The organism is Achromobacter sp. UBA2119, from assembly GCF_002331005.1.
GTDB classification, from domain to species: domain Bacteria; phylum Pseudomonadota; class Gammaproteobacteria; order Burkholderiales; family Burkholderiaceae_B; genus Achromobacter; species Achromobacter animicus.
On sequence record NZ_DCYD01000011.1, the window covers coordinates 118,539 to 145,237 of the forward strand.

Annotated in this window: 30 protein-coding genes; 26 read left to right on the plus strand and 4 right to left on the minus strand. The window is 60.9% G+C overall.

Annotation, left to right across the window (positions count from 1 at the left end):
• The first annotated feature begins 11 nt into the window (after positions 1-11).
• The 26 genes from B3098_RS10580 (at position 12) to B3098_RS10705 (ending at position 23,603) form a co-directional block, all read left to right on the plus strand.
• Entirely contained in the window at positions 12-905 is an 894-nt protein-coding gene (locus B3098_RS10580; protein ID WP_286895889.1) for a hypothetical protein, read from the plus strand.
• Positions 906-921: 16 nt separating this feature from the next.
• Positions 922-1,533 (plus strand): TrbM/KikA/MpfK family conjugal transfer protein, encoded by a 612-nt coding sequence (locus tag B3098_RS10585; protein ID WP_227741356.1) that lies wholly within the window; start codon positions 922-924, stop codon positions 1,531-1,533.
• Positions 1,534-1,536: 3 nt separating this feature from the next.
• Positions 1,537-2,202, plus strand: a complete 666-nt coding sequence (locus tag B3098_RS10590) for a lytic transglycosylase domain-containing protein (RefSeq protein ID WP_152383458.1) — start codon at positions 1,537-1,539, stop codon at positions 2,200-2,202.
• 109 nt (positions 2,203-2,311) lie between these two features.
• The gene (locus B3098_RS10595; protein ID WP_152383457.1) at positions 2,312-2,638 is read left to right on the plus strand and encodes a TrbC/VirB2 family protein; all 327 of its coding nucleotides are present in this window, start codon (positions 2,312-2,314) and stop codon (positions 2,636-2,638) included.
• 2 nt (positions 2,639-2,640) lie between these two features.
• Positions 2,641-3,042, plus strand: coding sequence for a type IV secretion system protein VirB3 (locus B3098_RS10600; RefSeq protein ID WP_082900587.1), 402 nt, complete (start codon positions 2,641-2,643; stop codon positions 3,040-3,042).
• Positions 3,039-5,498 (plus strand): VirB4 family type IV secretion/conjugal transfer ATPase, encoded by a 2,460-nt coding sequence (locus tag B3098_RS10605; RefSeq protein ID WP_286895896.1) that lies wholly within the window; start codon positions 3,039-3,041, stop codon positions 5,496-5,498. The genes B3098_RS10600 and B3098_RS10605 overlap by 4 nt, the downstream gene beginning before the upstream one ends.
• Positions 5,499-5,500: 2 nt before the next feature.
• The gene (gene virB5 / locus B3098_RS10610) at positions 5,501-6,250 is read left to right on the plus strand and encodes a P-type DNA transfer protein VirB5 (RefSeq protein ID WP_152383455.1); all 750 of its coding nucleotides are present in this window, start codon (positions 5,501-5,503) and stop codon (positions 6,248-6,250) included.
• Positions 6,250-7,140, plus strand: a complete 891-nt coding sequence (locus tag B3098_RS10615) for a type IV secretion system protein (protein ID WP_175157495.1) — start codon at positions 6,250-6,252, stop codon at positions 7,138-7,140. Before virB5 ends, B3098_RS10615 begins: the two co-directional genes overlap by 1 nt.
• A 623-nt stretch (positions 7,141-7,763) precedes the next feature.
• Positions 7,764-8,459 carry a virB8 family protein gene (locus B3098_RS10620; RefSeq protein WP_152383453.1) on the plus strand — a complete coding sequence of 232 codons (696 nt, stop codon included), beginning with the start codon at positions 7,764-7,766 and terminating at the stop codon, positions 8,457-8,459.
• Positions 8,460-8,464: 5 nt separating this feature from the next.
• The gene (locus B3098_RS10625) at positions 8,465-9,052 is read left to right on the plus strand and encodes a hypothetical protein (RefSeq protein ID WP_175157494.1); all 588 of its coding nucleotides are present in this window, start codon (positions 8,465-8,467) and stop codon (positions 9,050-9,052) included.
• Positions 9,049-9,867, plus strand: a complete 819-nt coding sequence (locus tag B3098_RS10630; RefSeq protein WP_152383451.1) for a TrbG/VirB9 family P-type conjugative transfer protein — start codon at positions 9,049-9,051, stop codon at positions 9,865-9,867. Before B3098_RS10625 ends, B3098_RS10630 begins: the two co-directional genes overlap by 4 nt.
• On the plus strand, positions 9,864-11,027 hold the full coding sequence (gene virB10, locus B3098_RS10635) for a type IV secretion system protein VirB10 (RefSeq protein WP_152383450.1): 1,164 nt from the start codon (positions 9,864-9,866) through the stop codon (positions 11,025-11,027). The genes B3098_RS10630 and virB10 overlap by 4 nt, the downstream gene beginning before the upstream one ends.
• A 118-nt stretch (positions 11,028-11,145) precedes the next feature.
• Complete coding sequence (gene virB11, locus B3098_RS10640) at positions 11,146-12,165, plus strand: P-type DNA transfer ATPase VirB11 (RefSeq protein WP_152383449.1); 1,020 nt, start codon at positions 11,146-11,148, stop codon at positions 12,163-12,165.
• On the plus strand, positions 12,162-12,395 hold the full coding sequence (locus tag B3098_RS10645; RefSeq protein ID WP_286895904.1) for a hypothetical protein: 234 nt from the start codon (positions 12,162-12,164) through the stop codon (positions 12,393-12,395). The genes virB11 and B3098_RS10645 overlap by 4 nt, the downstream gene beginning before the upstream one ends.
• Positions 12,396-12,567: 172 nt before the next feature.
• The gene (locus B3098_RS10650; protein ID WP_175157248.1) at positions 12,568-12,945 is read left to right on the plus strand and encodes a hypothetical protein; all 378 of its coding nucleotides are present in this window, start codon (positions 12,568-12,570) and stop codon (positions 12,943-12,945) included.
• A gap of 29 nt (positions 12,946-12,974) precedes the next feature.
• The gene (locus B3098_RS10655; RefSeq protein ID WP_175157249.1) at positions 12,975-13,247 is read left to right on the plus strand and encodes a hypothetical protein; all 273 of its coding nucleotides are present in this window, start codon (positions 12,975-12,977) and stop codon (positions 13,245-13,247) included.
• Positions 13,231-13,704: a hypothetical protein gene (locus tag B3098_RS10660; protein ID WP_152383447.1), complete on the plus strand. Its 474-nt coding sequence runs from the start codon at positions 13,231-13,233 to the stop codon at positions 13,702-13,704. Before B3098_RS10655 ends, B3098_RS10660 begins: the two co-directional genes overlap by 17 nt.
• 172 nt (positions 13,705-13,876) lie before the next feature.
• Positions 13,877-14,146: a hypothetical protein gene (locus B3098_RS10665; RefSeq protein ID WP_152383446.1), complete on the plus strand. Its 270-nt coding sequence runs from the start codon at positions 13,877-13,879 to the stop codon at positions 14,144-14,146.
• Positions 14,147-14,210: 64 nt separating this feature from the next.
• Positions 14,211-15,200 (plus strand): helix-turn-helix domain-containing protein, encoded by a 990-nt coding sequence (locus tag B3098_RS10670; RefSeq protein ID WP_175157250.1) that lies wholly within the window; start codon positions 14,211-14,213, stop codon positions 15,198-15,200.
• 734 nt (positions 15,201-15,934) lie between these two features.
• The gene (locus tag B3098_RS10675; protein ID WP_152383444.1) at positions 15,935-16,852 is read left to right on the plus strand and encodes a KfrB domain-containing protein; all 918 of its coding nucleotides are present in this window, start codon (positions 15,935-15,937) and stop codon (positions 16,850-16,852) included.
• A 43-nt stretch (positions 16,853-16,895) separates the two neighbouring features.
• Positions 16,896-17,324 (plus strand): hypothetical protein, encoded by a 429-nt coding sequence (locus B3098_RS10680; protein WP_175157251.1) that lies wholly within the window; start codon positions 16,896-16,898, stop codon positions 17,322-17,324.
• 9 nt (positions 17,325-17,333) lie between these two features.
• Positions 17,334-18,041 carry a StbB family protein gene (gene stbB, locus B3098_RS10685; RefSeq protein ID WP_152383442.1) on the plus strand — a complete coding sequence of 236 codons (708 nt, stop codon included), beginning with the start codon at positions 17,334-17,336 and terminating at the stop codon, positions 18,039-18,041.
• Between the two features lie 8 nt (positions 18,042-18,049).
• Positions 18,050-18,457 carry a hypothetical protein gene (locus B3098_RS10690; RefSeq protein WP_175157252.1) on the plus strand — a complete coding sequence of 136 codons (408 nt, stop codon included), beginning with the start codon at positions 18,050-18,052 and terminating at the stop codon, positions 18,455-18,457.
• Between the two features lie 62 nt (positions 18,458-18,519).
• A complete protein-coding gene (locus B3098_RS10695; RefSeq protein WP_152383440.1) occupies positions 18,520-20,148 on the plus strand; it encodes a type IV secretion system DNA-binding domain-containing protein in 1,629 nt (542 codons plus the stop codon).
• Positions 20,149-20,202: 54 nt separating this feature from the next.
• The gene (gene mobF / locus B3098_RS10700; protein WP_152383439.1) at positions 20,203-23,046 is read left to right on the plus strand and encodes a MobF family relaxase; all 2,844 of its coding nucleotides are present in this window, start codon (positions 20,203-20,205) and stop codon (positions 23,044-23,046) included.
• Between the two features lie 8 nt (positions 23,047-23,054).
• Positions 23,055-23,603: a hypothetical protein gene (locus tag B3098_RS10705; protein ID WP_286895915.1), complete on the plus strand. Its 549-nt coding sequence runs from the start codon at positions 23,055-23,057 to the stop codon at positions 23,601-23,603.
• Positions 23,604-23,913: 310 nt separating this feature from the next.
• Here B3098_RS10705 and B3098_RS10710 read toward each other — a convergent pair whose 3' ends face one another.
• The 4 genes from B3098_RS10710 to B3098_RS10725 all read right to left on the minus strand — a co-directional run bounded on the left by B3098_RS10710 (position 23,914) and on the right by B3098_RS10725 (position 26,673).
• On the minus strand, positions 23,914-24,333 hold the full coding sequence (locus tag B3098_RS10710; protein WP_227741372.1) for a GNAT family N-acetyltransferase: 420 nt from the start codon (positions 24,331-24,333) through the stop codon (positions 23,914-23,916).
• A gap of 259 nt (positions 24,334-24,592) precedes the next feature.
• On the minus strand, positions 24,593-24,943 hold the full coding sequence (locus B3098_RS10715) for a rhodanese-like domain-containing protein (protein WP_152383437.1): 351 nt from the start codon (positions 24,941-24,943) through the stop codon (positions 24,593-24,595).
• Between the two features lie 43 nt (positions 24,944-24,986).
• Positions 24,987-25,451, minus strand: coding sequence for a chromate resistance protein ChrB domain-containing protein (locus B3098_RS10720; RefSeq protein ID WP_043210744.1), 465 nt, complete (start codon positions 25,449-25,451; stop codon positions 24,987-24,989).
• A gap of 22 nt (positions 25,452-25,473) precedes the next feature.
• Entirely contained in the window at positions 25,474-26,673 is a 1,200-nt protein-coding gene (locus tag B3098_RS10725) for a chromate transporter (protein ID WP_152383436.1), read from the minus strand.
• Positions 26,674-26,699: the final 26 nt, after the last annotated feature.

Below are 26,699 nucleotides of genomic sequence, written 5' to 3' on the forward strand. Positions count from 1 at the left end.
GTGCGTCCACTATGGACGCACTCATCACCTTTGAGGCAAGCATGAATTTCCACACTCTCAAGTGCTGGGGCCGGCGTGCGCTCGCCCTGACTGCGTTGCTGGTGTCCACCCACGCCGCGGCTGCGGCGGACCCGAATGGCAAGCAGGCCGACGTCCAGCTCAAGACGGACCTTACGCTCATGAACGTCCAGGTCACCCAAGGCGCGCCGCTTCCTCCTGGCGGCTGCTTCTCAGGCTATGCCTGGCACACAACTTACGGTGGTTGCCGCCTGGCTCAGTCCCAGTCCGAATCTGCCACTTGCCCCGCGGGCTATACCGGCAGCCGAACTCGGTACCGAACGGCTTACATCTTGCAGGCCAATCACGCCGACGTCGCCTACGAGGGCTGGGGGCCCTGGCAAGACGCATGTGTGGCGGCGCGCCTTCCTGGGGTAGTCGACGCCCTAATAGCGGGGGTCAACGGCGGCCAAAGTGGATGGTCGGACAATCACTCAACCATCGTTACGCCGAACCTTCAGCGCGCCATGTTGGTGTACTACGGCACCCGCTACGGGGTCACGATTCATCGACCCTCGGCCACTTTGAACTGCTTGTTCGCGTCGGGCACCACCGCCGGTAGCGGCAACTCTAACGATCCCATCTGGTACGGCAAGCTGGCGGAACCCGGCGAGTCGGTCGAAGTTAGGGGTGAAAGCGGCTTTTTCGGATACTGCAAACTGTCCAACAGCAATCGTACCGCCGAGCTGTACGGAAGCTGCGACGGCTACACGGGCGGCGATGGAAGCCACTGCATTCCAGCCACTCGTGTAGTCAACATCACGTCCGTGAGCGGTTGCATCGTGACTACCGAGACGCGTGAAGGCCGCAACATCGTCGACGTCGGTAGCTACGACATCTGCCACTAATCTGAGGACCCCAACCATGCAGATCCTGCGGCGCCTGATGGCGCTTATCATTGCTTCGATTCTCCCGGCACTGTCATCTCCGGCGTGGGCGCAAAGCCCCGGTCAATTCGATTATCTGACCGGCGACAAGAAATTGGCCTGCGAAGCGCTCATTTGCCTTTCCAGCGGAGTACGGCCGGGGCAGTGCGACCCGGCCCTCTCGCACTTCTACGGCATCAAGAAGAAAAAGCTGTCCGACACGCTGGATGCTCGCCATGACTTTTTGAAGCTGTGCCCGTCCTCCAACCAAACCAAGGAAATGGCATCACTCGCAGATGCGCTCGCCCATGGCGCAGGGCGATGCGACGCAGGCTCCCTAAACGCGGGCCTCGGCGCCTGGCGAGGGACCAGCGACGACGGATACCCCATCATCAGCAACAAACGACCGGGCTACTGCAACGCCTATGTCTCGCACGAGTACACGTCATTTGATGACGATCTGCCTCGCTACGTTGGAACGCCCGAAGAGCGCGGCTACTGGGTTGAGGCGAAGGACTATGACCGCGAACTCGCCAAGTACGAAAAGGAACTCGCCGAGCGCAAGCAGCACGAGGAGTGGTTACACGGCTCTGGAAGCGGGGGGAATTAGACGATGGACTTTCCCACGCTCGCCCGGCAGTGCGCGCCTGACGTGCATATCAGTACGCTGAGCGCGGTAGTGCGGCACGAGTCTGCGTTCAATCCGCTTGCCATTGGCGTCAACGCCAAGCCGCATCGAAGCATCCGCCCCAAGTCCAAGGAGGAAGCTGTAGAAGCGGTGCGTGAGCTAATGGCCAAGGGGGTCGACTTCGATGTCGGCTACGGCCAGATCAACGTGCGCAACTGGAAGTGGCTGGGTGTCACGCCGGAGTCCATCTTTGACCCTTGCGTGAACCTGGCTTCTGCGCAGCGCGTACTCGTGAATTGCTACCAGCGCGCAGCCAAGCTGCATGGGCCTGGACAGAATGCGCTGTATGCGGCATTCAGTTGCTACAACACTGGCAACCTCACATCAGGTTTCACCAATGGCTATGTCGGCAAGGTTATCGCAGGCGCGGGCCTGGCCGTACCGGCAATCGTGAAGGACGCCGGCGCCATCGCCCACGCCGAACGCAAGGCAGGTAGTTCACCGCCACCCAAGCCATCCAAGCCAGACGCATTCCAAGCGCCCCGCAGAGATGCGTTCGGCACCCGGCGCAACGATGCCTTCACGCCGCAGACCGACGCGGTATTCGGGCGTCCAGTACCGACCTTGCCCACACGTCCGCCTACGCAGTAGCCACGTACCCCTCAACGTGTTTAGCCGCTAAACACCGGAATTTTCCCATCAGCCTCAACAAACGCCTCCCCGCCGACCGGCCGGAAGGCCACACCCATTGGAGTTTCACATGTTTGTCGCTTCCTCTTCCTCCCACATCAAAACGCCGTCCAAGAGCTGGCGCATGCTCACCGCACTGGCATATGCCACCCTGGCAGCGCTCCTCATGCTGCAACCTGAGCTGGCCATGGCTCAGCTCGAGAAGGCCACCAGTGCCACGCAAGCTCTGAAAGACTGGCTTTGGCTGATCATCCCGGTCATCGGCCTCATCTCTGCGGGCATCATCGGCATCCTTTACTCCTTCGACGTGATTCGCAAGGAGACCGCCTATCAGTGGGCGGTGGGTATGGTATTTGCCGGCGCGATCGCTGGCGGCATCATCAAGCTGCTCTTCTAAACATGGCCACCTCGCCTAAGCAGAAGGCAAAAGCCCCCGCCGCAGCCGCCCCAGTTGCGGTGGGGTCCGAAGTGCCGCCCAACCGCTTCCCTCTTTTCAAGGGAGCCACCCGCGTCGCCACCGTCCCGGGTGGAGTTCCGACGCGGGCGTTTGCGGCCCTGGTCTTCCTGACCGTCACGGCGGCGTCCTTCACCCTGTGGGGCTGGCTGCTCTTCCCTGCGCTCTATCCGATCATGGCCATTGTCAGCCGCAACGATGACCGGGCCTTCTGGATCTGGGAGCTTTGGTTGAAGACCAAGATCTTCGCCAAAAACAAGGGCTTTTGGGGAGCAGTTTCGCTCACACCCACGCCCTACAGTCCGCGGCGCCCATGGGCACGCGGGCGCGGAGTTCACGACCGATGAAACAACAATCCACCGTGACGCTGCCGGCGCATGAGCCACCGGTTAGCGAATACGTTCCCTATTCCCACCACGTCACCCCGACCATCGTCGCAACCCGCGACTGGGAGTACCTTTCAGTGTGGCGTATCGACGGCCGTACATTCCAGGGCTACAGCGAAGAGGAACACTATCGCTGGGTCGAGGAGCTGAACAACGTCTTCCGTGGCTTTCCGACTGGATTCGGGATCTGGTCGCACCTGGTCCGGCGCAAGGTCTTCGAGTACCCCGAGAGTGACTATCCGGACCAGTTCTCGCGAGATCATGACGCCGCGTACCGCAAGGTCTTTGCAGGCAAGCCGCCGATGATCAACGAGATGTACTTGACCGTGCTGATGCGGGCGCAGATTGATCCCGCGCTGCGATTGCTCTCGAACTTTGAGAAGCGCACCGCGCGCGCGGCGCTCGCCTGGCAGAACCAGGCCATCGAGCAGCTCGATGACGTCAACCGCAAGCTTCGCGGCTCGCTCAAGCGCTATTCGCCGGATCTCTTGTCCATCGTCGAACGCGAGTCGCCGCAAGACATAGGCGATGAGGAGGCTCCGCGCAGGATGTCGCGGTTCTCGGAGCCCGCGGAGTTCCTGGGCTATTTGCTCAACGGCAAGATGCAGCCCGTGCCGCTGGTCAATGCCCGGCTCTACAACTACCTGCCGACCAGCCGGCAGTTCTTCTCCACGCACGGTGAGCTGGGCGAGATGCGCGGGCCCGACTGGACACGCCGCTATGTGATGTTGGAATTGCGTGAATACCCCAACAACACCAGAGCTGGCCATCTGAACTGCCTGCTCAATCAGCCTCATGAGTTCGTCCTGTCGCAGTCATTCGGGGCAATGTCCAAGGCAGACGGTCTGAAAGCCCTATCGCGCCAGATCAAATGGCTGCAAGACTCGGGCGACTACTCGTCGTCACAGATCGCGGATCTGCACAAGGCGCGTGACGAGTTGGCCGCCGGCCGCTTCGTCATGGGGGATCATCACGCAACGATCCAAGTGTTCGGAGAGGACAACGAAAGCGCCCTTCGCGCGGCTGCAAACATCAGCGGCGCGCTGGCCGATGAGGAGATCATTGGAAAGCTGTGTGATCGCGCTTCCCTGGCGGCATGGGCCGCGCAGCTCCCAGGCAACTGGAAGTGGCGCCCTCGCCCGGCGCCCATCACCTCGCTCAACTTCCTGAGCTTCGCGTCCATGCACAACTACCTCTTCGGAAAGCCCGCGGGCAATCCTTGGGGTCCGGCCGTCACGATGCTCAAGACGACTGGGGGAACGCCCTATTACCTGAACTTTCACGCCTCGCTGGAGGACGTGGACGATACAGGCAAGCGTCGCCTTGGCAACACGTCCATCATCGGGCAGTCAGGCGCTGGCAAGACCGTTCTGTTAGGGCATCTGATCACCCAGGCACGCAAGTTCAATTACACGGGCGTCGTCTTCGACAAGGATCGCGGCATGCAAGTCACGGTCATGGCGATGGGCGGTAAGTATTTCCCGCTGCGCCTGGGCGTCAGAACCGGTTGGAACTACCTGCAGCTGCCGCCCACCGCCTCCAACGTCGCATTCATGGCGAGCATGACGCGGCAACTGGGCGCCAGGGGCGACGAGCCGCCCAGCAGTTCCGAGCAAAAGCAGATCGCCGAGGCAATCGACCACCTGGTGAGCCATATCGACTTGGGGGACCGGTGCCTTTCTACCCTGCTGCAGTTCTTGCCTTCGGCGCCGGCGCCAGATGGCCAGCTCAGCTTGAAGGACCGCCTCAAGCGCTGGTGTGCCGGAAGCGAGAACGGCTGGCTGTTCGACAACCCGAAGGACGAGCTTGACCTCGCAGTCACAGATCTCTTTGGCTTTGACCTGACGGAGTTTCTCGAACAAGGGCCGATCCGGGACGCGGCGATCACATATTTGCTTTATCGGACTGACCAGATGATGGACGGCCGACGTATCGCCCTGTTCTTTGACGAGGTGCAGCACCCGCTGAAAGTGCCGTACTTCCAAGCATCGATGCAGGACGCCAGCCGCACCGTTCGCAAGAAGAACGGCGTCCTGGTGTTCGCAACCCAGGAACCGGCGGCGATCTTGGAGAACCCGGTGGGGCGCTCGCTCATTCAGCAGTCGGCAACTGCCATGTTCCTCGAGAACCCCAAAGCAACCGCCGAGGAATATGTCGAGGGTTTCAAGTTGTCCCCGGCCGTCTTCAAGATGGTCAAGGAACTGCCGCCATTCAGCCGGCAGTTCGTCGTCAAGCAAAACGAGTCTGCCGTCACCGCCGAGCTGGACCTTTCTTCTTGCCCTGAAGCACTGCTGGTGTTCTCCGGTTCTGAAGACCTGGCCGAAATCGCCGAAGCGGCCGTCGCCACCCATGGCGACGATCCCGCGATCTGGCTGCCCCACTACCTCAAACGCGCCCAAGAGGCGACAAGGAGCTAAAAATGACCCAGAAGCACAACGGCAATACCCGCCTGCGCAGCCCCTGGCGCGCACGGGTCACCGCATGCCTGGCCGCCGTCCTTTTCTGCAACGCGCTGGCCCCTGTCCACGCGAGCGGAATCCCCGTGATTGACGGCGCCAGCCTCGCCGACCGCGCAATCAAGCATGTGGAGACGTTGGCCAAGTACGCCGAGCAGATCCAGGTTCTCAAGAGTCAGCTCGAAAGTCAGAAACGCCAACTCGAATCGCTCACGGGCACGCGCAACCTCGGCGACATCCTGAACAACCCGGCGATCCGCAATGCCCTGCCGGCGGACGCACGAGAGATCCTGCGGGCGTCCAGCGGCGGGCTGGGCGGTATCTCAGACGTCGTGGAGCGCATTGAGCGCGAGGAACGTCTGACCGGGAACTACGAGCAAGACAAGAAGAACCTCGATGCGCGCGCCGATAAACTCGCTATCCGCAGTCAGGCGATGATGGAGCAGACCCAGAAAGCCATGACCGCTCGCGTCAAACAGGTGGACCAGCTCCAGGCGCAGATCAACCAAACCCAGGATCCGAAGGCTATTGCCGACCTTCAGGCTCGTCTGTTGGTTGAGCAGGCCAACATCCAGGCCGACCAAACTCGGGCGGATATGCTGACCCGACAGATCGAGGCGGAGCAGGCACTGATGGAACAGCAGGCCGAGAAGCTCGCCGATAGTTCCTTTAGCCTCAGCGCAATTCGGGCGCCGCTTCCGGGAGCGCGGTAATGGCCACCACCGGGGTTAGCCTTGTCAGTCTCGGTGGCATCGCGAACTGGATCGATCAGTCAGTAACCACGATGCTGACAAATGTCGTCACGCCAATGGTCGCATCCGTCACGGCGAAAATCTTGCCGTTTGTCTCGGTCGGCCTTTCGATCTCACTGATCTGGTACGGGTGGCTAATCTGCTCCGGGGCAATTCAAACCCCGGTACTCCACGCTTTGCGACGTGTCGTCAACATTGTGCTCATTGTGGGCATAGCCGGTGCCAATGGCTTTTATCAGCAAAGGATCGTCACCGTGATGCTGGACTTACCCACGTCGGTCGCACAGCTCTTTACCGGCACCGTCAAGACTCCTTCAGAGATGATGGACGATGCCGCAAACAATGGCGCGGAGATCGGCACGAGGCTGCAGGAGCGCGCACCCAGCGGCATCAGAAAGATCGCACAAGCGTTCGTATTTGTCGTCGTGTCGGTCATCATTACGATCATGTCTGCCGTAATGAGCGCGATCGGCATGCTAGTACTTATCACCGTAAAAGTCGGGATGGGCTTAGTCGTCGTGTTGGGGCCACTCTGCATACTGGCTCTGCTGTTCGATGTGACCCGGGATTTCTTTACTACCTGGCTGCGTCAAGCCTTGTTCTATGCAATCTATGCTGGCCTATTTATGGTCGTATTCATGTTCATCATGGGCATGTTCGGCATGCTGCAGCAAGGGCTGTTAGACCTCACAGCAGCGGATCAGATAAACATCTTTTCCATGCTCACAGCCATCGTCTTTTTCATGATGTGTTCCAAATACATGCTTGAACAGGTCTCCACCGTGGCGGCAAAGATTACGGGCGGAGAAGGGGGGGGTATTTCGGTTCCTTTCCTGGGTAGGATCGGCTAACATTGATCCAAACCTACTGCAAGTCATCATCTCGATTTCAAGACAATTTGTGGGAGAACTGATGGCCCCGATTACGCCCCTGGGCAAACCTCTTTCGAGGGCTCCGCTTGTGAGCCAGGATGTGCCCCTATCTCCGTCCCTTCAGACGGGAGCCGAACAACCGATCTCGGCCTTCCAGTGGGTGAGCTTGGCACGCGCGAGCTGGACGTGGATTCTGCGGCCGATTTGGTATCTCTGCTTCAAATGGCCGACGCAGCTATTTATAGCGGGCACAGCGACTACCCAACGCTCGAGCGATGTTGGACGCGCGCCTTGGCAGAAAAGGCACTCCCAACAGCAACATAATGAAATGACCCGTTCGATGGTTCGGAACATGAGTCAGGATCGCTAGCGCGGTCAAAGCAATATCAACGGCGCCACTGCCGGTTTCTCACAGGGCACAGCAATCGCTGTGCCCTTCTCTTTGAGCTGCGCATTAGCCAGCCTCCTCTGATTTAAATCCCCTCATCTCCTCGGAGAATCGATGAAGCACGCCATATTGGCCGCGCTCGCCGCGGCTCGCCCTTTCACGTCCGTACGAAACGTGCGGCCCTTCCACCTCGTCGGGCAAAGGGAGGAAGGTCATGTCCTCTGAAGATCCCAAGCTCTCACTGCAGCAAGAACTGGATCGCAACCGTGGCCTGGACCGAGACCTTCTTACGGAATTCAGCGTGTCCAGGGCCAAAGCTTGGCGAGTGGCAACAGCCTTCTTTGTGCTGGCGGCACTCGCTGTCGGTGCGCTGACCGCCCTCCTGCTGAGCTACACGCCCCAACCGCCCTACGTTGTGCGTGTCAATGACGCGACCGGCGAGGTCGAGAACGTATCTCAGGTTGGTGATGCACGGGAAGACTACGGCCCCCGGCTCGCCCGTTACTTCGTCACTCAGTACGTGCTTTCCTGCGAAGGCTACGACTGGCGAACCCTGCAGAACATGTACGACCGCTGCGGGTTGTTCAGCTCCCCTGACGTGCAGAAGCAGTACCACTCGAAGTTCGAGGATGACTCGAGAACGGGCCGGGAAGCCCTGGACAAAAAGTATGGCGAGCACACGCGCCTGGCGATCAGCGTCCGCTCGATCACCCCCGGCCCCAACCAGACCGCCACGGTTCGCTTTACCCGAAGCGAGATCGGCCCCAATCGGGCGCCGAATTCTGAGCAGTTCATCGCCACCCTCGCTTATCGGTTCGTCAATACGCCCATGTCGGAAAGCGTGATCCGTGACAACCCGTTGGGCTTTCAAGTCATTTCCTACTCGACCGCTGTCGAAACGCTGAGGTAATCGTCATGCAAAAAGCACAAATCAACGAACTCGCCCGCCGCCTCGAAGATGTGGGCCGCATGGACAACGCACAGCGCACTGCCCTGCTGCGCGACATTGAGCGCTATGCAAAGAGCGACCTTTACGGCGCCGCCCGCTTGTGCAAGGACCATCTCCAAAAGGATGCGAACCTGCGCCTGCCTACCGCTGTGATGGCCGCTGACCGCATCGGCAAGCACTTCGAAGAGCGGATCCGCGAAACGCGCCGTCCGGTGGAACTGTACGGGGAACAGGACCGACAAATCCGCCAACCGGAAGACGGTCGCGAGTACAAAGGTCCGATCGTTGGGACGACTCCCAACTGCCTGATTCAGCGTGACAACGAGACAGGCGACCTCATCGTCCACGCACGCAACACGCTGAATCGTTCCTTCGAGATGACCGGCAACGAAGAAGCCCTCGCGATCAGCTATCCGTTCAAGGCCGTCGGAGGCGTCGGCCTGGTGCGCGACGCTGACCATGGTAAGCAGGCCGAGCTGGGCGTCGAGCATCAGCACTCGCACCACCAGGTCCGCCAACGCGAGAGCAACCTCGAGATGGGGCACGCCCGATGAACATCCGCTTCAGGCCTTTGGCCTTGGCGGTGCTGACGGCCGCGCTATGCGCGGTCGCAGCGCCGGCCTGGTCGCTTGACCGCCCTGCAGCTTCGCCCAAGGATCAACGCATCCGCTGGACGGACTATGACGCCGCAGACGTCATTCAGGTCGACACGACGCTGGGTGTCGCAACGCAGATCCAGCTGAACGACGATGAGGACTATGTGACTCATGCTTTCGGTGATTCGGCCGCGTATGACTTTCAGCAGATCGGCAAGCACCTCCTGCTCAAACCTATCGTCGAGCAGGCCGACACGAACCTCCTTTACATCACGACCAAGCGCAACTACTCGTTCCTCCTGAAGTATGAAAAGGCCCGAAAGAGCGGTGGTGTCTTTCGCGTGGTGCTGCGCTACCCCGAGCTTGAGCAGGCAAAGTCGGCCGCCCAGGAAGAGCGTGAGCGCGTTCAGCGCGACCTGGCCACGGCGGACGTCGCCATCAACTGGCAGGCTTACTCGATGAGCGGCGACATCAGCTTGGCACCCAGTGCCGCCTGGGATGACGGTGCGCAGACCTGGCTTCGTTTCGCGCCTGGCCAGGATCTGCCAGCCATTTACTTCGTCGACGCCGACGGCCAGGAGGTCATTGTGAACCGCCATATGGAAGACGAACAAACCGTGGTACTCCATCGCGTCGCCAAACGGTGGCACTTGCGAATTGGCAACCAGGTTCTGGCCGTTCACAACGATGGCCCGCCTGTCGCACGCAGCTTGGCCACCGGGACTGTGTCCCCGCAAGTCGAACGCGTCCTTCGTGAGGAGCCAGCGCCATGAAGTTCTTCAAAAGGCGAAAAAGACCCGGTCAAACCATTGACGCCGTGGCGGAGATCGAGGAGCACCAGGCACAGATACAGGGCCGCGGCCGGCCCGATTTGTCCGGCACGGCCAAGCCGATGCAACAGGGCGCAAAAGCGTTCATGTTTCTGATGATCCTGATTGCTCTGATGGCTATCGGCGTAACGGGATGGCGCGCATTTAACTCGCCCGCTGCAGAGGAGGCCGCGCCCGCCGTGCAGGCGAGAATCGAGAACGTGCTTCCCGGCCTGAAGCTCAGACCCGAACCTCCTCCGCCGCCACCTCCGATGCCTGATTCGCCTCTGGCTACGCCTATAGTGCCTGCTCCAATGCAGGCGGAGCAGAAGGGCGCAGTGCCTGACCTTGCACAGGCCGTGACGGTAGACGCAGTCACCCAGCGGCGCTTGGCCAGCGGCCTTCGTGGCACCAAGGGACAAGAAGGCCAGTCTTCCGGGCAGTCCAGCTCTTCCCCTCCGCCAGCACGCGAAGTCGACAGCGGGCCGATGGCCAGCAAACTCACCCCTATGAAGCTCTCGGCATCGCGAGCAGGTTTGATCGGCAACCGAGACATGTTGATCACGCAGGGCTCGATGATCGACTGCGTCCAGGAAACCAAGCTCGTCACTGCGCAGGCAGGCATGCTGAGCTGCTACGCGCCTCACGATATCCGCTCGACCAGCGGTCGCGTGGTCCTGATCGACAAAGGATCCCGGTTCATCGGCTATCAGCAAGGCGTGCTGGCCCAGGGCCAGCCGCGCGTGGGCGTCGTATGGTCGCGGCTGGAAACGCCCAAGGGTGTTGTCATCCACCTGGATTCGCCTGGCACCGGCCCCTTGGGTGAGGCAGGCCTGGACGGCTTCATCGACACGCACTTCGCTGAGCGGTTCGGCGGTGCCATCCTGGTCAGCTTGATCAGCGATCTGGGCACGTGGGCTACCTCACGTGGCAGCAGCGACAACGGGCAAGTGCAATTCAACACGACGGGCGACGCGGCTACCAACGCGGTTACCACGGTGCTGGATAACACCATCAACATTCCGCCGACGCTATACCGCAACCAGGGAGGCCGGTTGGGGATCTATGTCGCTCGCGACCTGGACTTCAGTTCTGTTTACACGCTCCGGTCCGTCCCGCGGTAGCAGCGCAGTCGCCGGCACTGCCAATGCTGCGAAGCTGACCGAAGCTTCCAACGCATCCTCCGTTAGGCCTGCCTGACCTTCGGGTCTCGGCGGGCCAGACGCATTAATTGGATTCCCTATGAAAGACTCCTCCGGTGCACCGCCCGTCGACTCGGGCGGGCGCGACACAGCGTTGCGCCAGATGATGCGTCCCATCTCTGGCTACATGGCCGACGACGCTGTCCGCGAGATCACCATCACCCGGCCTGGCGTTATCTTTACGCGCTCTCAAGGGCGATGGCATGAGCGCCACGATCCGAAGCTGACCTTCAGCTTTCTGGAAGCGTTGGTGAGCGCCATGGCCAGCTACAACAACGTCAACTTCACGCCAATCATGTCGCTGCTGCTGCCGGACGGGGAGCGCGCTCAGGTTGCCCAGCCGCCTGCGGTGATCGACGGCGCACTCTCGATCAACATTCGCAAGCACAGCAGTGTCGTGAAGACGCTGGACGAGCTGGCCGCAGAAGGGGCCTTCGCCAACTGGGTCAATGTGAGTGGTCTGACGGGACACCTCGACAACCTGACCGACAACGACAAGGAATTGCTCGACCTTCTGACAGCGAGGGATATGTTGCAGTTTCTGCGACGCGCAGTCCTTCAATGCCGCAACATCATTGTCGCGGGCAAGACCGGCTCAGGAAAGACGACGTTCGCGCGCAGCCTCATCGACTGCGTGCCCTCCCTCGAACGCCTCTTGACCATCGAAGACGTGCACGAGCTCTTCCTGCCTAACCATCCCAATCGCGTGCACATGATCTACGGCAAAGGTGCGGGCCGAATGTCGGCGACAGAGTGCATCGAGGCCGCCATGCGCAGCTCGCCCGATCGGATATTCCTGTCCGAGCTGCGCGGCCCGGAAGCGTGGGACTACCTGAACGCTCTGAATACTGGCCACCCTGGATCTGTCACGACCACGCACGCCAACAGTGCGCCCGATTCGTTTGAACGCGTCGCGCTCCTCGTCAAGCAGTCCACGGCCGGCAATCAGATGGATCTCGACACCATTCGGCGCTACCTGTTTTCCACGCTGGATATCTCGCTGTACTTCGCCGACTACAAGCTGACGCAGGTGTATTTCAACCCTGGGCGGGTGCTATGAACAAACGCATAGACGTCGAAATCCCGTTCAGAGCGCCGGTGGGGCAGCCGGGTGTTCTACGGCTCCAGCACGAGTGCGGCAAAGGCCAAACCGCACTTCTAGCCATGGATGGCTGTGGCATGCCTGGCGCGCCGACTGCGTCCGCCTCACTTACCACTGCCGACATGCACCAGCTTGTGGATGGCTTGATGGACGCGATCTACGCAATCGAGCGGCAAGAGCGGCTGTGAGTTTAAAACTTGCGTTCGGCTCATGCGTGTAAGTAGCTCTCGCTGGCGCGAGTAGCCCGTTTGCAGGTCACGTGGCGCCCTGGACGCAGCCACAGGTGCTTTGCACCGTCGCTTCCTGGTTCAACCCTCTTCTTCACCTGGCGAGCGCTTCGCTCGCAGCCGAGTAAAATCCATGATTAAAGAACTCGATCTTTCACTTCCGTTCCGGTTCACCGTTATTGCGTTTTGTCTGCTGCTTGTTTTCGTCATTGGTATGGCGAGCGGCATGCAGATGCCTGTTTTCGGGATATCTGCCGGGGTAGTCGCCGCCATGATGTACGTCACGGCGGTGAGTTACGACCGCCGTCTGAAGGCACGCGTCACCCAGCCGCGGCCCATCGTCTGGAAGGTCACTGTGAACGGGATATCGGTCGGGACAATGGCCGACAGGCATTACGCCGCTATTCAGCGCAGCGTTCTCCGTAATAGCGGTGTCGCCGTCGAGCAACTTATGTCCTCTTCGAAGTGGTCGGCCGCCCTCGCTGCGAAGATGTTGCTCATCTGGCCCTAGTTCTCTTCTGGCTACTGGCACTTCTTGCAATGGCCTTTCCCAATGAAGCGGTACCTATGCTGCAGGAGCTATCGGCGGAGTGGCACGCACGCGCATGGGGCAGCGCAACGCTGACGAATATTGTCGGCATCACCGGCGCGATTTCCATTTTCTTGGCATACCTTTCCATGCCGCCGCGTGTGCGCTCTCGCTACAAGCAGGCCACCGACGCCTTGCTACGCCTGCACTTCAACACGGCCGCCGACGGTGACGTGCAAGTTCATCGGCTTCCGGCCTATACAAACCATGCAAGCCGTACTTGAGCATATGCGCAGCGCCTTTCGCCGGAGGATGCAAGCACGCCTCTTCAAAGGATCGTTGCGGCCACACACCGAAGCGCTAGCGCTCGATGTCATCGATCCGCGCGTCCGTGCACTGGTTGCGGCGTTCAACGTCGACGGCGTCGTCTCATCAGTAAGCAGCTGCGAAGGACATCGGCTGTGGCGCCTGCCGACGCGTCGGACGCCCTTCGTTATGTTCCGTACGGATGTCGCTCGGTCCGCGCGCCTCGCGGGTAGGATCCTGCTTGATTATGGGCAGGCGTGCGAGCTGCAGCACTATTGGGCCATCGACGCAATGTTCGATGCCAACGGCGAGCTCGTCTTCCATCTTCACTGCCCGGACTCCCGATTCCAACGCCAAAAGGTGGACGCCGACTTTATGCTCCTCGCGCATTGGGCTCGAGACGTCTTTCAAGGCCACCCCGCCCAGCAAGCCTGAAGTCCCGGCCGAGCTCGAGGCGCCATCCGAGCGAGCGCGCCAGCGAAGGCGGCCAGCGCGCACTCTGTCCTCTCTGTTTCGTAATCCCAGCGCGCCCGGCCAAGTCCGGGCTTGCGCTGCCGTCGGCGGACCATTCACACCGCCCCGACGCCAATTTCACCCGGAGACTTCCATGACCCGAGCGAACCGCAAACGCGGCGCGCAGGAAGCACGCACCCGCATGGCCTACAAGATCATGCAAAGCGTCTTCGACCGCTGCCGCGCCGAAGGCCTCAGCGCCGAACAAACCCACCAGGCCATCAAGGACGCGTACCCCTGGGGCGAGCGCCGTGCCTGGCCCTACAAAGCGTGGCTGATGGCCCGCCGCGAGTTCTACGAAGCACACGGCCTGCCCCTGCGTGCACGTCGTTCCATTGCTGAATCTCTGGAGGCTGACTCGTGATCGGCAAGCTGTACCCGCACCATCCATTACCCGGCAAAACCTCGAAGCAACGCAAGGGACGAACATGAGCGTCGAAGCATCCAAATGGGCCAGAATGGCCGACGTCCAGAAATCCTCATCCAAGCTCGTGTTGCTCAACTTGGCGCAGCTCGTCCGGTACGATGCCGAGCATTGGACCGTTTTCGCATCAATCGACTACCTGGCCAAGGTCACGCATCTGAATCGCAAGACGGTCATCGAGGCGCTTGGTCGGCTTCGCGAACTGGGCGCGATACAGGACACCGGGCGGCGTGCGGGCGACAATCGCAGCAGCATCATCTATCGCTTGTGCCCGAATGCGGTCCCGCTGATCGATCTAGCGGCCACCGGTGCTGTCGCCGGCGGCGAGGCTCAGGCGGCGCAGCAAGACTTGGGCCTGCAGGACGAGGGAGACGATGCCCCCGCGGCCGCGCCGCCAGTCGACAACCCGCCACCGTTGGACCAACGGCAGCCGGGCGATCGGGATGGAGCCGGTATTGACGGCATGTCCGAGGGGTTGCCCAGAGAGGGCGTCATGACCTCAGCAGGCGACTCCAGCCCCACCCACGACAGTTCTCGGAATTCCGCTCCCGCGACGTATGCAGCCACCGGCAAGGCGGCGAAGGCCTCCCGGAAAAAAGGCCGAAGGCGCCAGCCCGAAGCGCGCGGTGCCGGCGCCGGTGCCACCAGGCTCCCGGTGACCTGGACACTGCCGGAGCGATGGCGAAGCTGGACGCAGGAACAGCGGCCGCTCTGGACGCACGAGAAGATCGACGCCATGGCCGCCACATTCAGCGCCTACATGAGATCCAGGCCCGGCGAGCTGGGCACGTCGCCCGATTGGTTCGAGTCGTGGCGGCTTTGGGTTTTCCGAGAGCGCGAGCCCGGCGAAGCCGCCGGCGCGGCGTGGCAGAACAGTTGGACCGGCATCGTGGCCACGGGCAAGAAGCTGGGCGTGGAACAGGCCCCGAACGAGCCACCTCCCCATTTCAAGGCGCGCGTGTTCCAGGCCGCTGGGCTCGTGCCGTCCCATTAGAAATTGTCCACAGCCTGGCCCAGTATCGGGACCAGTCCCAATTTTGGGCCTAGCCCGAAAAGTACTTTTTGCCCGTCCCAGTTTCTGCTTTCGCCAGTACCGAAAACGGCTTTTTGCCAGTACCGAAAACGGTACCCAATAGGTATATATAGGTTTTATAGGTTTTAGAGAGAGTCGCGCGCGAGGCGCTGGCTCATCGCGAACGCCGATCCGCCTACCCTCCGATCGCTGCGCTCCCTCCGCCCCGACGCCTGCGGCGCCGGCCTGAACCCATAGCTTCAGTCCCCCTCTCCGCCGGCGCGATGCGCCGCCAGGCGGGGGAAAGGCAGCCCCCCAGGGCGTTGCGGGCCGCTGGCCTCGCCCCGCCCTTAGCGCCACGACCTGTCTGCCGAACGCCTCCAATGCCGCGCCACCGCTGCTGACCTCCATGGCTGCGCTGCCTGCATACCCCAGAAAAAGGTCCGTCCCCTTCCCGGCGGGCATCCCGCCGGGTGGGGATCGGAAGGCCCCAAAAGCGCGGGGGCTGCTGCCCCCCTGGCCGGCCGCCTAGCGGCGTCCGCGCTTCCGACCCCCCGGGGAACCGCAACGGTTCCCCCGCGCCCGCCCACGGGCGCGGCTCCCCCTCCTTCAACCCCGGTTCTGCAGCACGAGGGGCGCCACCGCTCACGTCAACTCAACCGCACGCCGGTGCTCAGCCTGGAGCGCTACGCACCTTCACCTCACGAGGAAATCTCATGAAAATCTCCGACCTGAAAGCCAAATTCCAAGCGTTGTTTCGCTCCGCCCAACCCGATCGCGCGCCCGTTTCGAACGGCCCGCGAGCTCTTTCCGCCGACGGCGAACGCAAGCCGGTCGACATCTCCATCGTCAGCACCGGCGAGCGATTCGTTCACGTGCCCTCAACGCCTCAACCTGGCGAAGTCAGCCACGCAGCCGATCAGATGGACGTAGACCCCGCCGATTCCTATGAGCAACATCTCTCTGCGCTCGAGCGCGAAGCCGAAGCGAAGCTACGGCTATGGGACGGAAAGTCGGTAAGCGATATCGACGCAGGCGTTTTCGATGACTTCCGAAATCTCGAAGACCACCCGGTCATGCGAGAAACCGTGCCCACGCCGGTGGTTCGGAAAGACTTCTTAAACCCGTCGCCGCTAGACGAGAACGCGGTCGAGAAGGTCACCTTACTGGCGGTCGACACGCAAGGCCAAGCGCTTCTCAAGACACAACTATGGCACCACGTGAGCGACTTCGAACAAACCACCTACGACATCATGCCTATAGCGGAGGCCATTGATGAGCTGCAGCGACACGGCGCCAGCGAGGATTTGACGCTCGTGATTGGCGAAACTCTGTGGCGTGGTTCGACACCGGCCGAAGTGAAACCGGCTGAAGTCGGCGCGACGTATCGGGGTGCCATTCTTGATGTGCAGGGCAGCAAGGTTTATCAGCTCGTGTCGAACGGCACTGCCATCTCGCACGACGCAGGCAGGATGAGCGTACCCGATCCGCTTCGATTCGTAGGCAGAGAGGTGGACATCAGCTACCCGTGCGGCAAAGTTGGCCTGGTGCGCGAGGTGGAATCCCTCGCGCTCGAAGCCACCGCGTGGCAGAAGGCAGGTGCGGAGAAAATTTCGGCCGCCCTCGAGCGGTAACCCGGCGTCCGCGCAACTCACCGAACCTGGGAAACGCCTCTCCATGCAACAGAATCACGCCCCGGCGGCCAACAAAGGCGAGATCGTTCAGCAGCTAAACGCGTTGAATGCCACCGACCAGCGCGCGCGGTTTCGCGCGCTACTTCCGTTGATAGACCGACTCGTCAGACAGGGAGTCCCCCACGCCAAGATCGTTGAATCCCTGATCAACGCTGATTTGCCCGTGACACTTCTGTCGCTTCGAAAGGCGCTCTACCGATGGCGCAAGCGGTCCGTCGCTTTGGAGATCGACGACAACGTGCCCGACCGCCATTCCGCGCCCAGCTCCGAGGCAAGTCTGCCTTGTCCATCGCGCATCCCCGATACCCCCGCTCCTGGCGGCATTCAAAGCAAGGCCGACTTGGTTCGGCTTCGCCTAGCCTCAGATCACATTGACCTCAACGAACTGGCCGAAATCGGCCGAAGAAAATAGGCATCACCCATGAAAATCGCAACCGTCAATTATTCCGGCTCGGTCGGCAAAACCGTCACGACGAGCCACCTGCTGGCGCCCCGCATCCCGGACGCCGAAATCATCGCCGTTGAGTCGACGAACGAAAGCGCAGCCGATCTTGGGCTGGATGTCGAACAGATGCGCGGCGGGCAATTTGGCCGCCTCTTTCGCAAGTTGCTGATGGCAGAAGCCGCCATCGTCGACGTCGGCGCCTCCAACATCGAGGACTTTCTGGCCGAGCTGGTGAAGTACGACCAGGCGCATCTCGAGATCGATTACTACGTCCTGCCCGTGGTCAGTTCGGGTAAAGCGCAACGCGAGACGATCAAAACGATCCAGGCCCTCTCGGAGATGGGCGTGCCGGCCGACCGCGTGCGAGTGCTCTTCAATCGGGTCGATTCCGATGTCCGTGAGGAGTTCGCAGCTATCTTCGGCTACGCCCGCAAGTCCGGCGACTTCCAGGCCAATCCGGAAGCGGCGATTTTTGAAAACGAGGTGTTCGATCTGCTGGCCAACAAGCGCACCACGATCAAGGAAATTCTCGCCGACCCGCGCGACTACCGCCAGGAGCTGCGTCAGGCTGATCGTGACGATGCGAAGCTCGTCAGTCACCTCAGCGACATGCATGCCCTGCAGTCGCTTGCGCGTCCGGTCGATCGGCAGCTGGACAAGGCGTTTGGCGCACTCTTCCTGTAGGGGACTCTGTGACCGCCATTCAGCCCGAAAGCGCAGCCGCCTCGTCCCCCATCCCCCGAAGCAGGATGGAGCTTCTGTATCGCGACATGCTGCAGGAAAGCGCTCAACTGGTAGGGCAGATGGAGCAGCTGACAGCACGGCAGGAGGGGATCGCCCAGGCAATGCAAGCGCTGCCCTCCACTGTGCGCCAAGCAGGCATGGAGGCTGCGGTCAATGCGGGCGGCCAGGCCGCCCGCTCGCTTCTTGAGGCAAGCCGCACCCTCGCTAAGTCGACGTCCGAAGCCCGAATCGCGACTCGCGTCGCAACCCGGGCTCTGCCGACGGCCGCGTGGCGAGCTGGTCTCCTGTGCGCGGTCTGCGCGCTCATCGGCAGCGGCATCGGCGGCGCCCTTGTGGCGCTCGCGCTTTATCGGTAGCCCCTGCGGGCGCTATTTCAATGGCGCCCTAGGCGCCTTATTCCTATTCCGAAAGGACTTTCATGGCACCCGACATACGCCGGCGAATTATCAAGTTCGCCCTTCTAGTTCTTCCTCTTTGCGCTTGGCTTTTTACAGCCAAGGTGCTATCCGGCCTCCCCTTCTCCCACATCACCTGGACGGTGCTATCACACTGGGTAGTCTCCACGCCAGACTACCCCTCCCTAATCGCCGCGCCCATCATCGCCCTCATCCTGGCACTCGCACTTTCGCTCACGCTCAAGAAGTACTCAACCAAAGACGGCTTCGACGGCGCCGGGTACAAGAAGCACATTCGCGGTACCGAGGCGGTCCCTGTCAAGAAGCTGAAGAAGCTTTGCGCCGAAAACGGCCGCCAGCAGATCGATGTGGCCGGCGTCCCGATGCCCACGGGCATCGAGAATCTTCACATCCTGCTGAACGGAGCAACGGGCAGCGGCAAGTCGGTGCTATTGCGCAACCTGGTCTATTCCGCCCTGCGGCGTGGCGACCGAATTGTCGTGGTCGATCCGAACGGCGATCTCTACAGCAAATTCGGGCGGGAGAGCGACGTCCTGCTCAATCCCTATGATCAGCGGACCGAGGGTTGGTCATTCTTCAATGAGGTGCGTGCGGAGTACGACTGGAAGCGATTAGCGCTGTCTATTGTTCCGCTGGGCAAAGACGCTAACGCGGAAGAGTGGAACGGCTATGCTCGACTCCTGCTTCGTGAGGCTGCCCGCAAGCTGAACGAACTAGGAAACCCGTCCATCGAAGAGCTCTTTCGTTGGACCACGATCGCCTCCGACAAAGACCTTCGGGCCTTCCTTTCCGGCACGCTTGCCGAGTCCCTGTTTGCCGGCTCATCTGAGGCCAACAAAGCCCTGACGAGCGCACGCTTCGTGCTTTCCAAGTATCTGGCAGAACACGTCACGATGCCTGCTGGACAGTTCAGCATTCGTGACTGGATGGAGCACGGCACCGGCAGTCTCTACATCACGTGGCGCGAGGACATGAAGGAGGCGATGAAGCCTCTCATCTCCGCATTCGTTGACGTTTTCTGCTCGGCACTGCTTTCGCTGCCAGAAGATCAGGCGCGCCGGTGGTGGCTGGTCATCGATGAACTGGGGTCGATGGAGAAGATGGCCAGCTTGGAGGACTTCTTGACGAAGGGGCGCAAGAACGGTGGCCGCGCGCTTGCTGGCCTTCAATCGGTATCCCAAATGGACGACATTTTCGGAGAGAAGATGTCCCAGACGCTACGCGCAAGTTTCCGCTCGCTGGTCGTGCTCGGCGGCTCCAAGACGGACTTTGAAACAGCAGAAGTCATGTCCAAGTCGCTCGGTGAGCATGAGGTCGCGCGGCCGGAATACACCGATAGCCGAAACCCTGGAAAGACGCCGAACACGAGCGAACGCATGGTCCGCTCGACAGAACGCGTCGTTACCGCCGCGCAGGTACAAACGCTGCCTGAACTCACCGGCTGGGTTGCCTTCGCGGGCAACCGGCCGATCTCGAAGTTCGAGCTCCAGCCGGCAACCTTCGCTATTCGCAATGCGCCCTTTGTCGAAGCGAGGCGCAGCGGCGCTCAAAGTATGACCAATTCGTCTGCCAGCGGCCCTCAACCCTGGTCGCAAGTCGACCTACCCGAGGATCCGACTCTCGCGGCGTAAGCGCATCACACCAGGTCGCCGGCAGCGCCGGCGGCCGCTCGCATGGAACATCCGATGATTTCGCTCAAGACCATCCACCGGAGCGCCGCCAACAAGGCGTCGCACTACTACGCAGACCAGAAGGATGACTACTACAGCCGCGACGGTACTGCGGCGCAGTGGCAGGGAAAAGCTGCAGAGGCCCTTGGCCTCACTGGCAGCATCCAACAGGACGAGTTCCTGCGGGCGCTCCGCGGTGACTTCGGATCTGAAGTTGCACTGTCTCAATCGGTTCGGCTTGATGCCAAAGCCAGGGCCGCGCTTGACATGACGTTCTCCCCTCCAAAGAGCGTCAGTATCCAAGCGCTGGTCGGCAAGGACCCTTCTGTTGTAGCCGCACATGACGCGGCGGTCACCAAGGCGCTGGCATTCATTGAGCAGGAGCTGGTGCGGGCACGCCAAACGGAAAAGGGCGTCACCACCATGGAGCGCAGTGGGAACGCCGCGATCGCCAAGTTTCGCCACGAGACTGCCCGCCCGACGGACGGTGCGTACTCGGACCCCCAACTTCACACTCACGCGCTAGTTCTGAATATTACCCAGCGCGCGGACGGGTCCTGGACCGCGATCTCGAACGATGAGATCTACCGGCTCGTTTCGCTGGTGCAGTCAGTCTATTCGGCAGAGCTCGTCGCCGAGCTGGAACGCGCCGGGCACGCCATTCGATATGAGGGCAAGAGCTTTGAACTTGCGCACGTCTCTCGAGAACAGATCGAAGCCTATTCGAAGCGTTCTCAAGACATCAATGCCGAACTGGCTTCGGTGGGTGCAACTCGTCTTACCGCAAGTCCCAAACTCAAACAGACGATCGCGCTCAAGACGCGCAACAACAAAGCGCCGGAGCTCACTCGCGAGGAGTTGCAGCGCGACTGGGAGCGGCAGGCCAGGGATCTCGGCGTGTCATTCGAGCCGTCGAACACACCGACCGGCAAGGCGGCCGAGCGCACGCCGCAGGCTCAATCCTTGACGGCCGACGAATGCTTGAAGTGGGCAATCAAACACCACACGGAGCGCGAGTCAGTCATGGATGGCAAGGCATTGCTGAAGACAGCGCTGCGCCGATCCCACGGCACGGGCGTCAACCTGGCAGACCTCAAAGGTGCCGTCAAACGATCGTTAGATAGGGGTCACCTAATCCTTGGCACGCTGCAGTATCGCCACGCCAAGGACCGTGATGCGCCCGCAATGTATCGTTCCGAGATGGTTGACGCGTTGGTTCAAGGCGGCACTACCAAGAGGCAGGCGGAAGAACAGGTCCGCAAGTCTATTGCCCGAGGCGAATATGTCCCCACGGGCGCCCGCTACACCACGCAATCCGCGCGTGAGCGTGAAAAGCGCATTTTGCAGATTGAGCGCGAAGGCCGTGACGCCGTCGCCCCGATCCTGCAGGTGGACGCGGCGCAGGCTGCGTTGGCTGACAAAAAGCTCAAGCCTGGGCAGCTCGCGGCGGCCGGCCTGATACTAAGCACGCCGCATCGCTTTGTCGGCGTGCAGGGATTGGCCGGCACCGGCAAGTCGCACATGCTGGCGCAGGTCAAGGAGGCGGCAGAAGCGGCCGGCTATCGCGTCCAGGCGGTGGCGTCTTACGGCAAGCAGATCGAGGCGCTGCGAGAGCTGAACATGGAGGCACGTACAGTGGCCTCCGTGCTTGAAGCGCGCCAGAAGGACCGCTTCAAGTTGGACGCGAAGACGGTCCTCGTCATCGACGAAGCCGGCGTGGTTCCCGCCCGAATCATGGAGCGCCTCATGAAGATGGCCGAGGCCGACGGTGCTCGTGTGGTCATGCTCGGCGACACCGGCCAGACCAAAGCGATTGAAGCGGGCCGACCGTTTCACCAGCTGCAGGCGGCCGGCATGGAGACTTCGCTCATGGGGGACATCATCCGCCAGAAATCGCCAGAACTGAAGGCGGCGGTGGAACTCGCCGCGGCTGGCAAGGCGTCCGCATCCCTCGCCGTGTTGGACGGAAAGCTCAAAGCGGTCCATTCCATCGATGACGACGGCACCCGCTATGACGCCATCGCCTCCAAGTACGCCACGCTCGACGGGGATGAAAGGCGTGAAACGCTGATCGTCACAGGCACGAACGATTCGCGCAATGCACTGAACGAGGCAACGCACCAGGCGCTGGGCCTGTCTGGCCGTGGATTCGACTTCAATCTGCTCACCCGTCGCGACACGACCCAGGCGGAGCGACGGGTGGCGAAGTACTACGTCGCCGGCGACATCCTCCAACCGGAACGCGACTACAAGACGGGCAACCTACGCCAGACCGAGATGTACCGCGTCATCGGCGTAGCGCCAGGAAAGCCAAATGATCTGGTTGTCGAACATGTCATCACAGGAGAGCGCACGCAGTTCAATCCTGCACGCGCCGCCAAGCTTTCCGTATACGAGCCAGTCCAGGCGGAATTGTCTGCAGGCGACTGGGTGCGAGTGACACGGAACAACGCCAAGCTTGACCTTGTCAACGGTGGCCGATTCGAGGTGCTGGCGGTAACCCCCACCACCGTCACCATTGGCGGCAACGGCCGGAGGCTCACGCTGGATGCTGCCACCGGCCCCCTACACCTGGATCGCGCATATGCCACGACCAGCCATAGCGCCCAGGGCCTCACATGCGACCGCGCACTCATCAACGCGGAGAGCTTTAGCCGGACCACGCAGCGTGACGTCTATTACGTGGCTATTTCACGCGCACGTCACCATACGGAGATCTACACGAACGACGCCAGCGAGTTGGCCGGCGTCGTAGATCGGCTCGAGGAAAAGACTGCGGCCTTGGACATCGGATTGGAAGCTACCCGCCCTTGGCGTCCATACAAAGCGCCTGCCACGATGGAACACCACACCAAATAGGATTAACAATGCAATCTATTCAAACACCGTTCTTCACGCTAACCGTCAAGGGAAGCTTTGTCCACATTAAAAGTACCGGGCTGGCGGGGGCCCAGGGCGTGATCCATTTAGTCGAGAGGGACGCCTTAGAAACCTTCGACCAGCTGCTGCACGTCCGCGAGTCCTCCTACACGAACTGGGCCGAGGATCCGTACCCAGTGGAATGCGGCGCGGTGCTGCTGCGCGTCGATGACATTACTCATGCAGAGTACGGCCGCTTGCAGGTCGAGCTAGAACGGCATCCGAGCAGCGGATCGTTGGCTCTGGGTGAACCTGAGCAGGAGCAGATCCAGTTGCAAGCACTTCTGCAATTGCGGCACCAGGTCATGCACTTGTTCGAGATAACCCGACCGGACGAAGCAGCGCGGGCGTGCACAAGCCAAAGGCCTCACCTTTTTACCGCCGGAAGGCTATTGCTATCGCTGCGAGGAGGACGTCACTCTGGAAATTACAGACGCCACCGGCATGACCGGCTGCCCGAAGTGTCACGTTTCCTGGTGCGACTAGCATCCAGCTAAGAGCGCCGCCTATATTCTTGCGGACAAGCGATCACGTTGCGTAGTGAAAGCGAGAAATATAATCGGCCGCAGGTTTCTCGCCGTCTGATCGCCCGAACGACCGCTCACGAAGTGCGATAAACACTCAAAAGTGTTATTGCGTAAACCCGCAGCCGGCCACTCTTGGCCCGGAGTGGTCGTCGAAGACAGGCAATTTTCGACCTGAAGCCGCAAAAGGCGCACGATCACTCCCGCCCCACCGTCGCCAAGTGGGGAAGGTTCTCTCCCCATCCGGCGTGCGTTCAGCGCGTCCATTGCGCGCACTAAAAGTCTAGGCGGATTCGCCCAATGGCTTGCTCATAATGATGCTGCGATAATTAGTGTGTGCCCATTGCGCAAATTCAATCGGCCGGTAGCCGCGTGAGATGTACCAATCTTGCAAATGCGTTGCGGGTTCGGCGGTATCTAAAGCGATTTCACTGGCACCACAGTTTGCCGCCCGAGCTTCGGCGTATTTCATCAGTCTGGTCCCGAGCCCCGACCCTTGTAGAGCGGGGTCCACCCCCAGCTGATGAAGACTAGCGACATCGGGCCGATCGAGCCATGGTGTCCCTCTGGTCCGTGGCGGAGGAACGTAGAGTACGGTCCCCACCAAGTTGCCGCCCGCAACCGCCACATAACACTCCCCAGCATCCAAGCGCTGCCGCGTGACATCGTCGGACTGATCTACAGCTTTGAACTGCCATCCCATTTCACCGAGTTGGGCATATGCTCGGTGCAGTAACGAAGTGAGAGTCGAAATATCGTCGTCGGGTGTAAATAGCCGGACGTCAACAGAGGTAATATCGATTTCCACGTCTTACCTTGCAAACTTGGTTAGAAGTCTCGAATATATATCAGGTAGGCGACCGCTTCTGGCGGCTAGCCGTCCTTGTCGACCGGCCGATGGCGGCCAATAGCTGTCATTACGTTCCCCGGAGTCTCCTAGACAATGCCGAGTGAGAAGATGATCATGTTTTGCTAGCGGGTTGCTCGTGAGATTTAACTAATTCCACACTCTGACCAGCAGAACGCCAGGCCTCTATGCCTCCGAGCAAGTACCTAGCGTCGATGCCCATTGCACGGAGGGTGGCAGCCAGCCCCTGGCTTAGCTCATGACCGTGGGCGCAATAGATGATGACGGGCTGCGTGGCTGATACGGAGTCTTTCCATTCCAGCCACAAAGCGGGATCGAGCCATTGTCCATTGGCAATCGCCACGCCATCCTCCTTGCGCCTGAGCTTGCGACGCACATCTATCAACGTATGGGGAAATTCGGCATTGCGCCAGAGCGCAAGTTCGGGAACAGATATGCTTTGCATGAGCGCCTCCCAAAGGTGTTGATGCTCAGCCTGGGATCGCGCCTTATGCCGTCGGCATCGCCGGCGGCCATTGATGCGTTTCTCCTTGGCACCACTGACACCATGCGTACAGGGCGTCGTACATGACCATGCCATGGCCGAGCATGACGTGGTCGTCGGTGTAAAGGTGCGACAAGCCCAGCGACAGCGCGTACAGTCCGCCTGACTGGGGGGTCAGGTCTAGGCGCGAAGTGTCGGCGCCGCGCACAATTCCGGCCAGTTGCTGCAACGCCGGGTTATCTGCCAACTGGTACTTATCGAGAAAAGCGTCGAAGCTGCATCGTTCTCCGACATGCGATAGTTCCACGCCTGGGATGTCGTAGGGAATCGCGGCGGCTTCCCTGGCAATGCGTAGAACGTCGCCTGCCGGCACGTAGAGAAATTCTGGCGTTTCGTCGATAAAACGGGCGATTAGCCACGGGCAGGCGATGCGGTCGATCTTAGGCCGTTCACGAGTGATCCATTGCATGATGGGCTCCTGAAAAAAGGACTTAGTGCACCAGTGGATAAACCGCCAAGCCAATCAACGCCGCGCCAGCAACGATCATCGGCTCGGACAGTTTCTTGAATCGCAACAGCAACAGCACTGCCGCTATTGCCAACATCAATGTCGGCACATCGACGAGCGTGCGTCGGGCGATAACGATGACCGCGCCCGCGATGGCGCCGATCGCCGCGGCCGTCACGCCATCAACGAACGCGAGAATACCGGGCAGCTTTCCGTACTTCTTGAAGTACGGCGCTGGAATGATGGTGAACAGATAACAAGGCAAAAAAGTGGCCAAGGCCGCCACACAGGCCCCAGGGAACCCGGCGACCAAATATCCGATGAAGCCCACGGTGATGACCACGGGGCCGGGCGTGATCATGGCTACCGCTACAGCATCGACGAACTGCTTGTCGCTGAGCCACTGGAAGTCGGTGACCACGCCGCCATATAAGAATGGCACGATGGCCAGCCCTGAGCCGAAGACGAAAGCCCCTGCCTTGGCGAAGAACACGCCGATCTGCCAGAGCAGTGGCCAGTCCAGCGTGCTCAGCGTAGCCCCGGCTGGCACCGAAACCGCTGCGGCGACCGACAGATGTCCGGACTTTAGCCACTTGGGTGGCGCGCGCCAAAACCAGACAAGCAAGCCGGCCGCGAGAAACAGCCAGGCGATTTCAGATTCGGTGATGACAGTGACGATGGCCAGCGCCAGATAGATGGCCCACAACAGTTTGTCCTTGCCCACGCTCTTGGTAGTGAGCTTGTAGCCGCTGATAGCAATGATGCCGATCACGGCGGCACTCACGCCGTAGAACACCGCTTGCATCCAGGTCAGGCCGCCGAAACGCACGTATGCCCATCCCAGAGCCACGACCATGAAGAACGACGGCAGCACGAAAGCGATTCCCACGAGCGTGGCGCCGAGGATACGGTAATGCACGTAACCGAGGTAGATCGCGAGCTGCGCGGCCAGAGGGCCAGGCGCGAGTTGGGCGAGCGCCAAGCCTTCCTTATAGTCGCCGTCGGTAATCCAGCTTCGCCTGTCCACCAGATCGCGATGCATATAGCCGGCCAGGGCAACCGGGCCACCGAAGCCCAGCATCCCCAGCCGGGTGAAATACCAGACGAGTTGCCAAAGGGTATAGGCGGGTCGCGAGACGAGTGGCTCCGCGCTATCGCTGGCGGATTCTTGAGTGGAGCTCATGGTTGCTCACTTGAACGGAAAAGAGA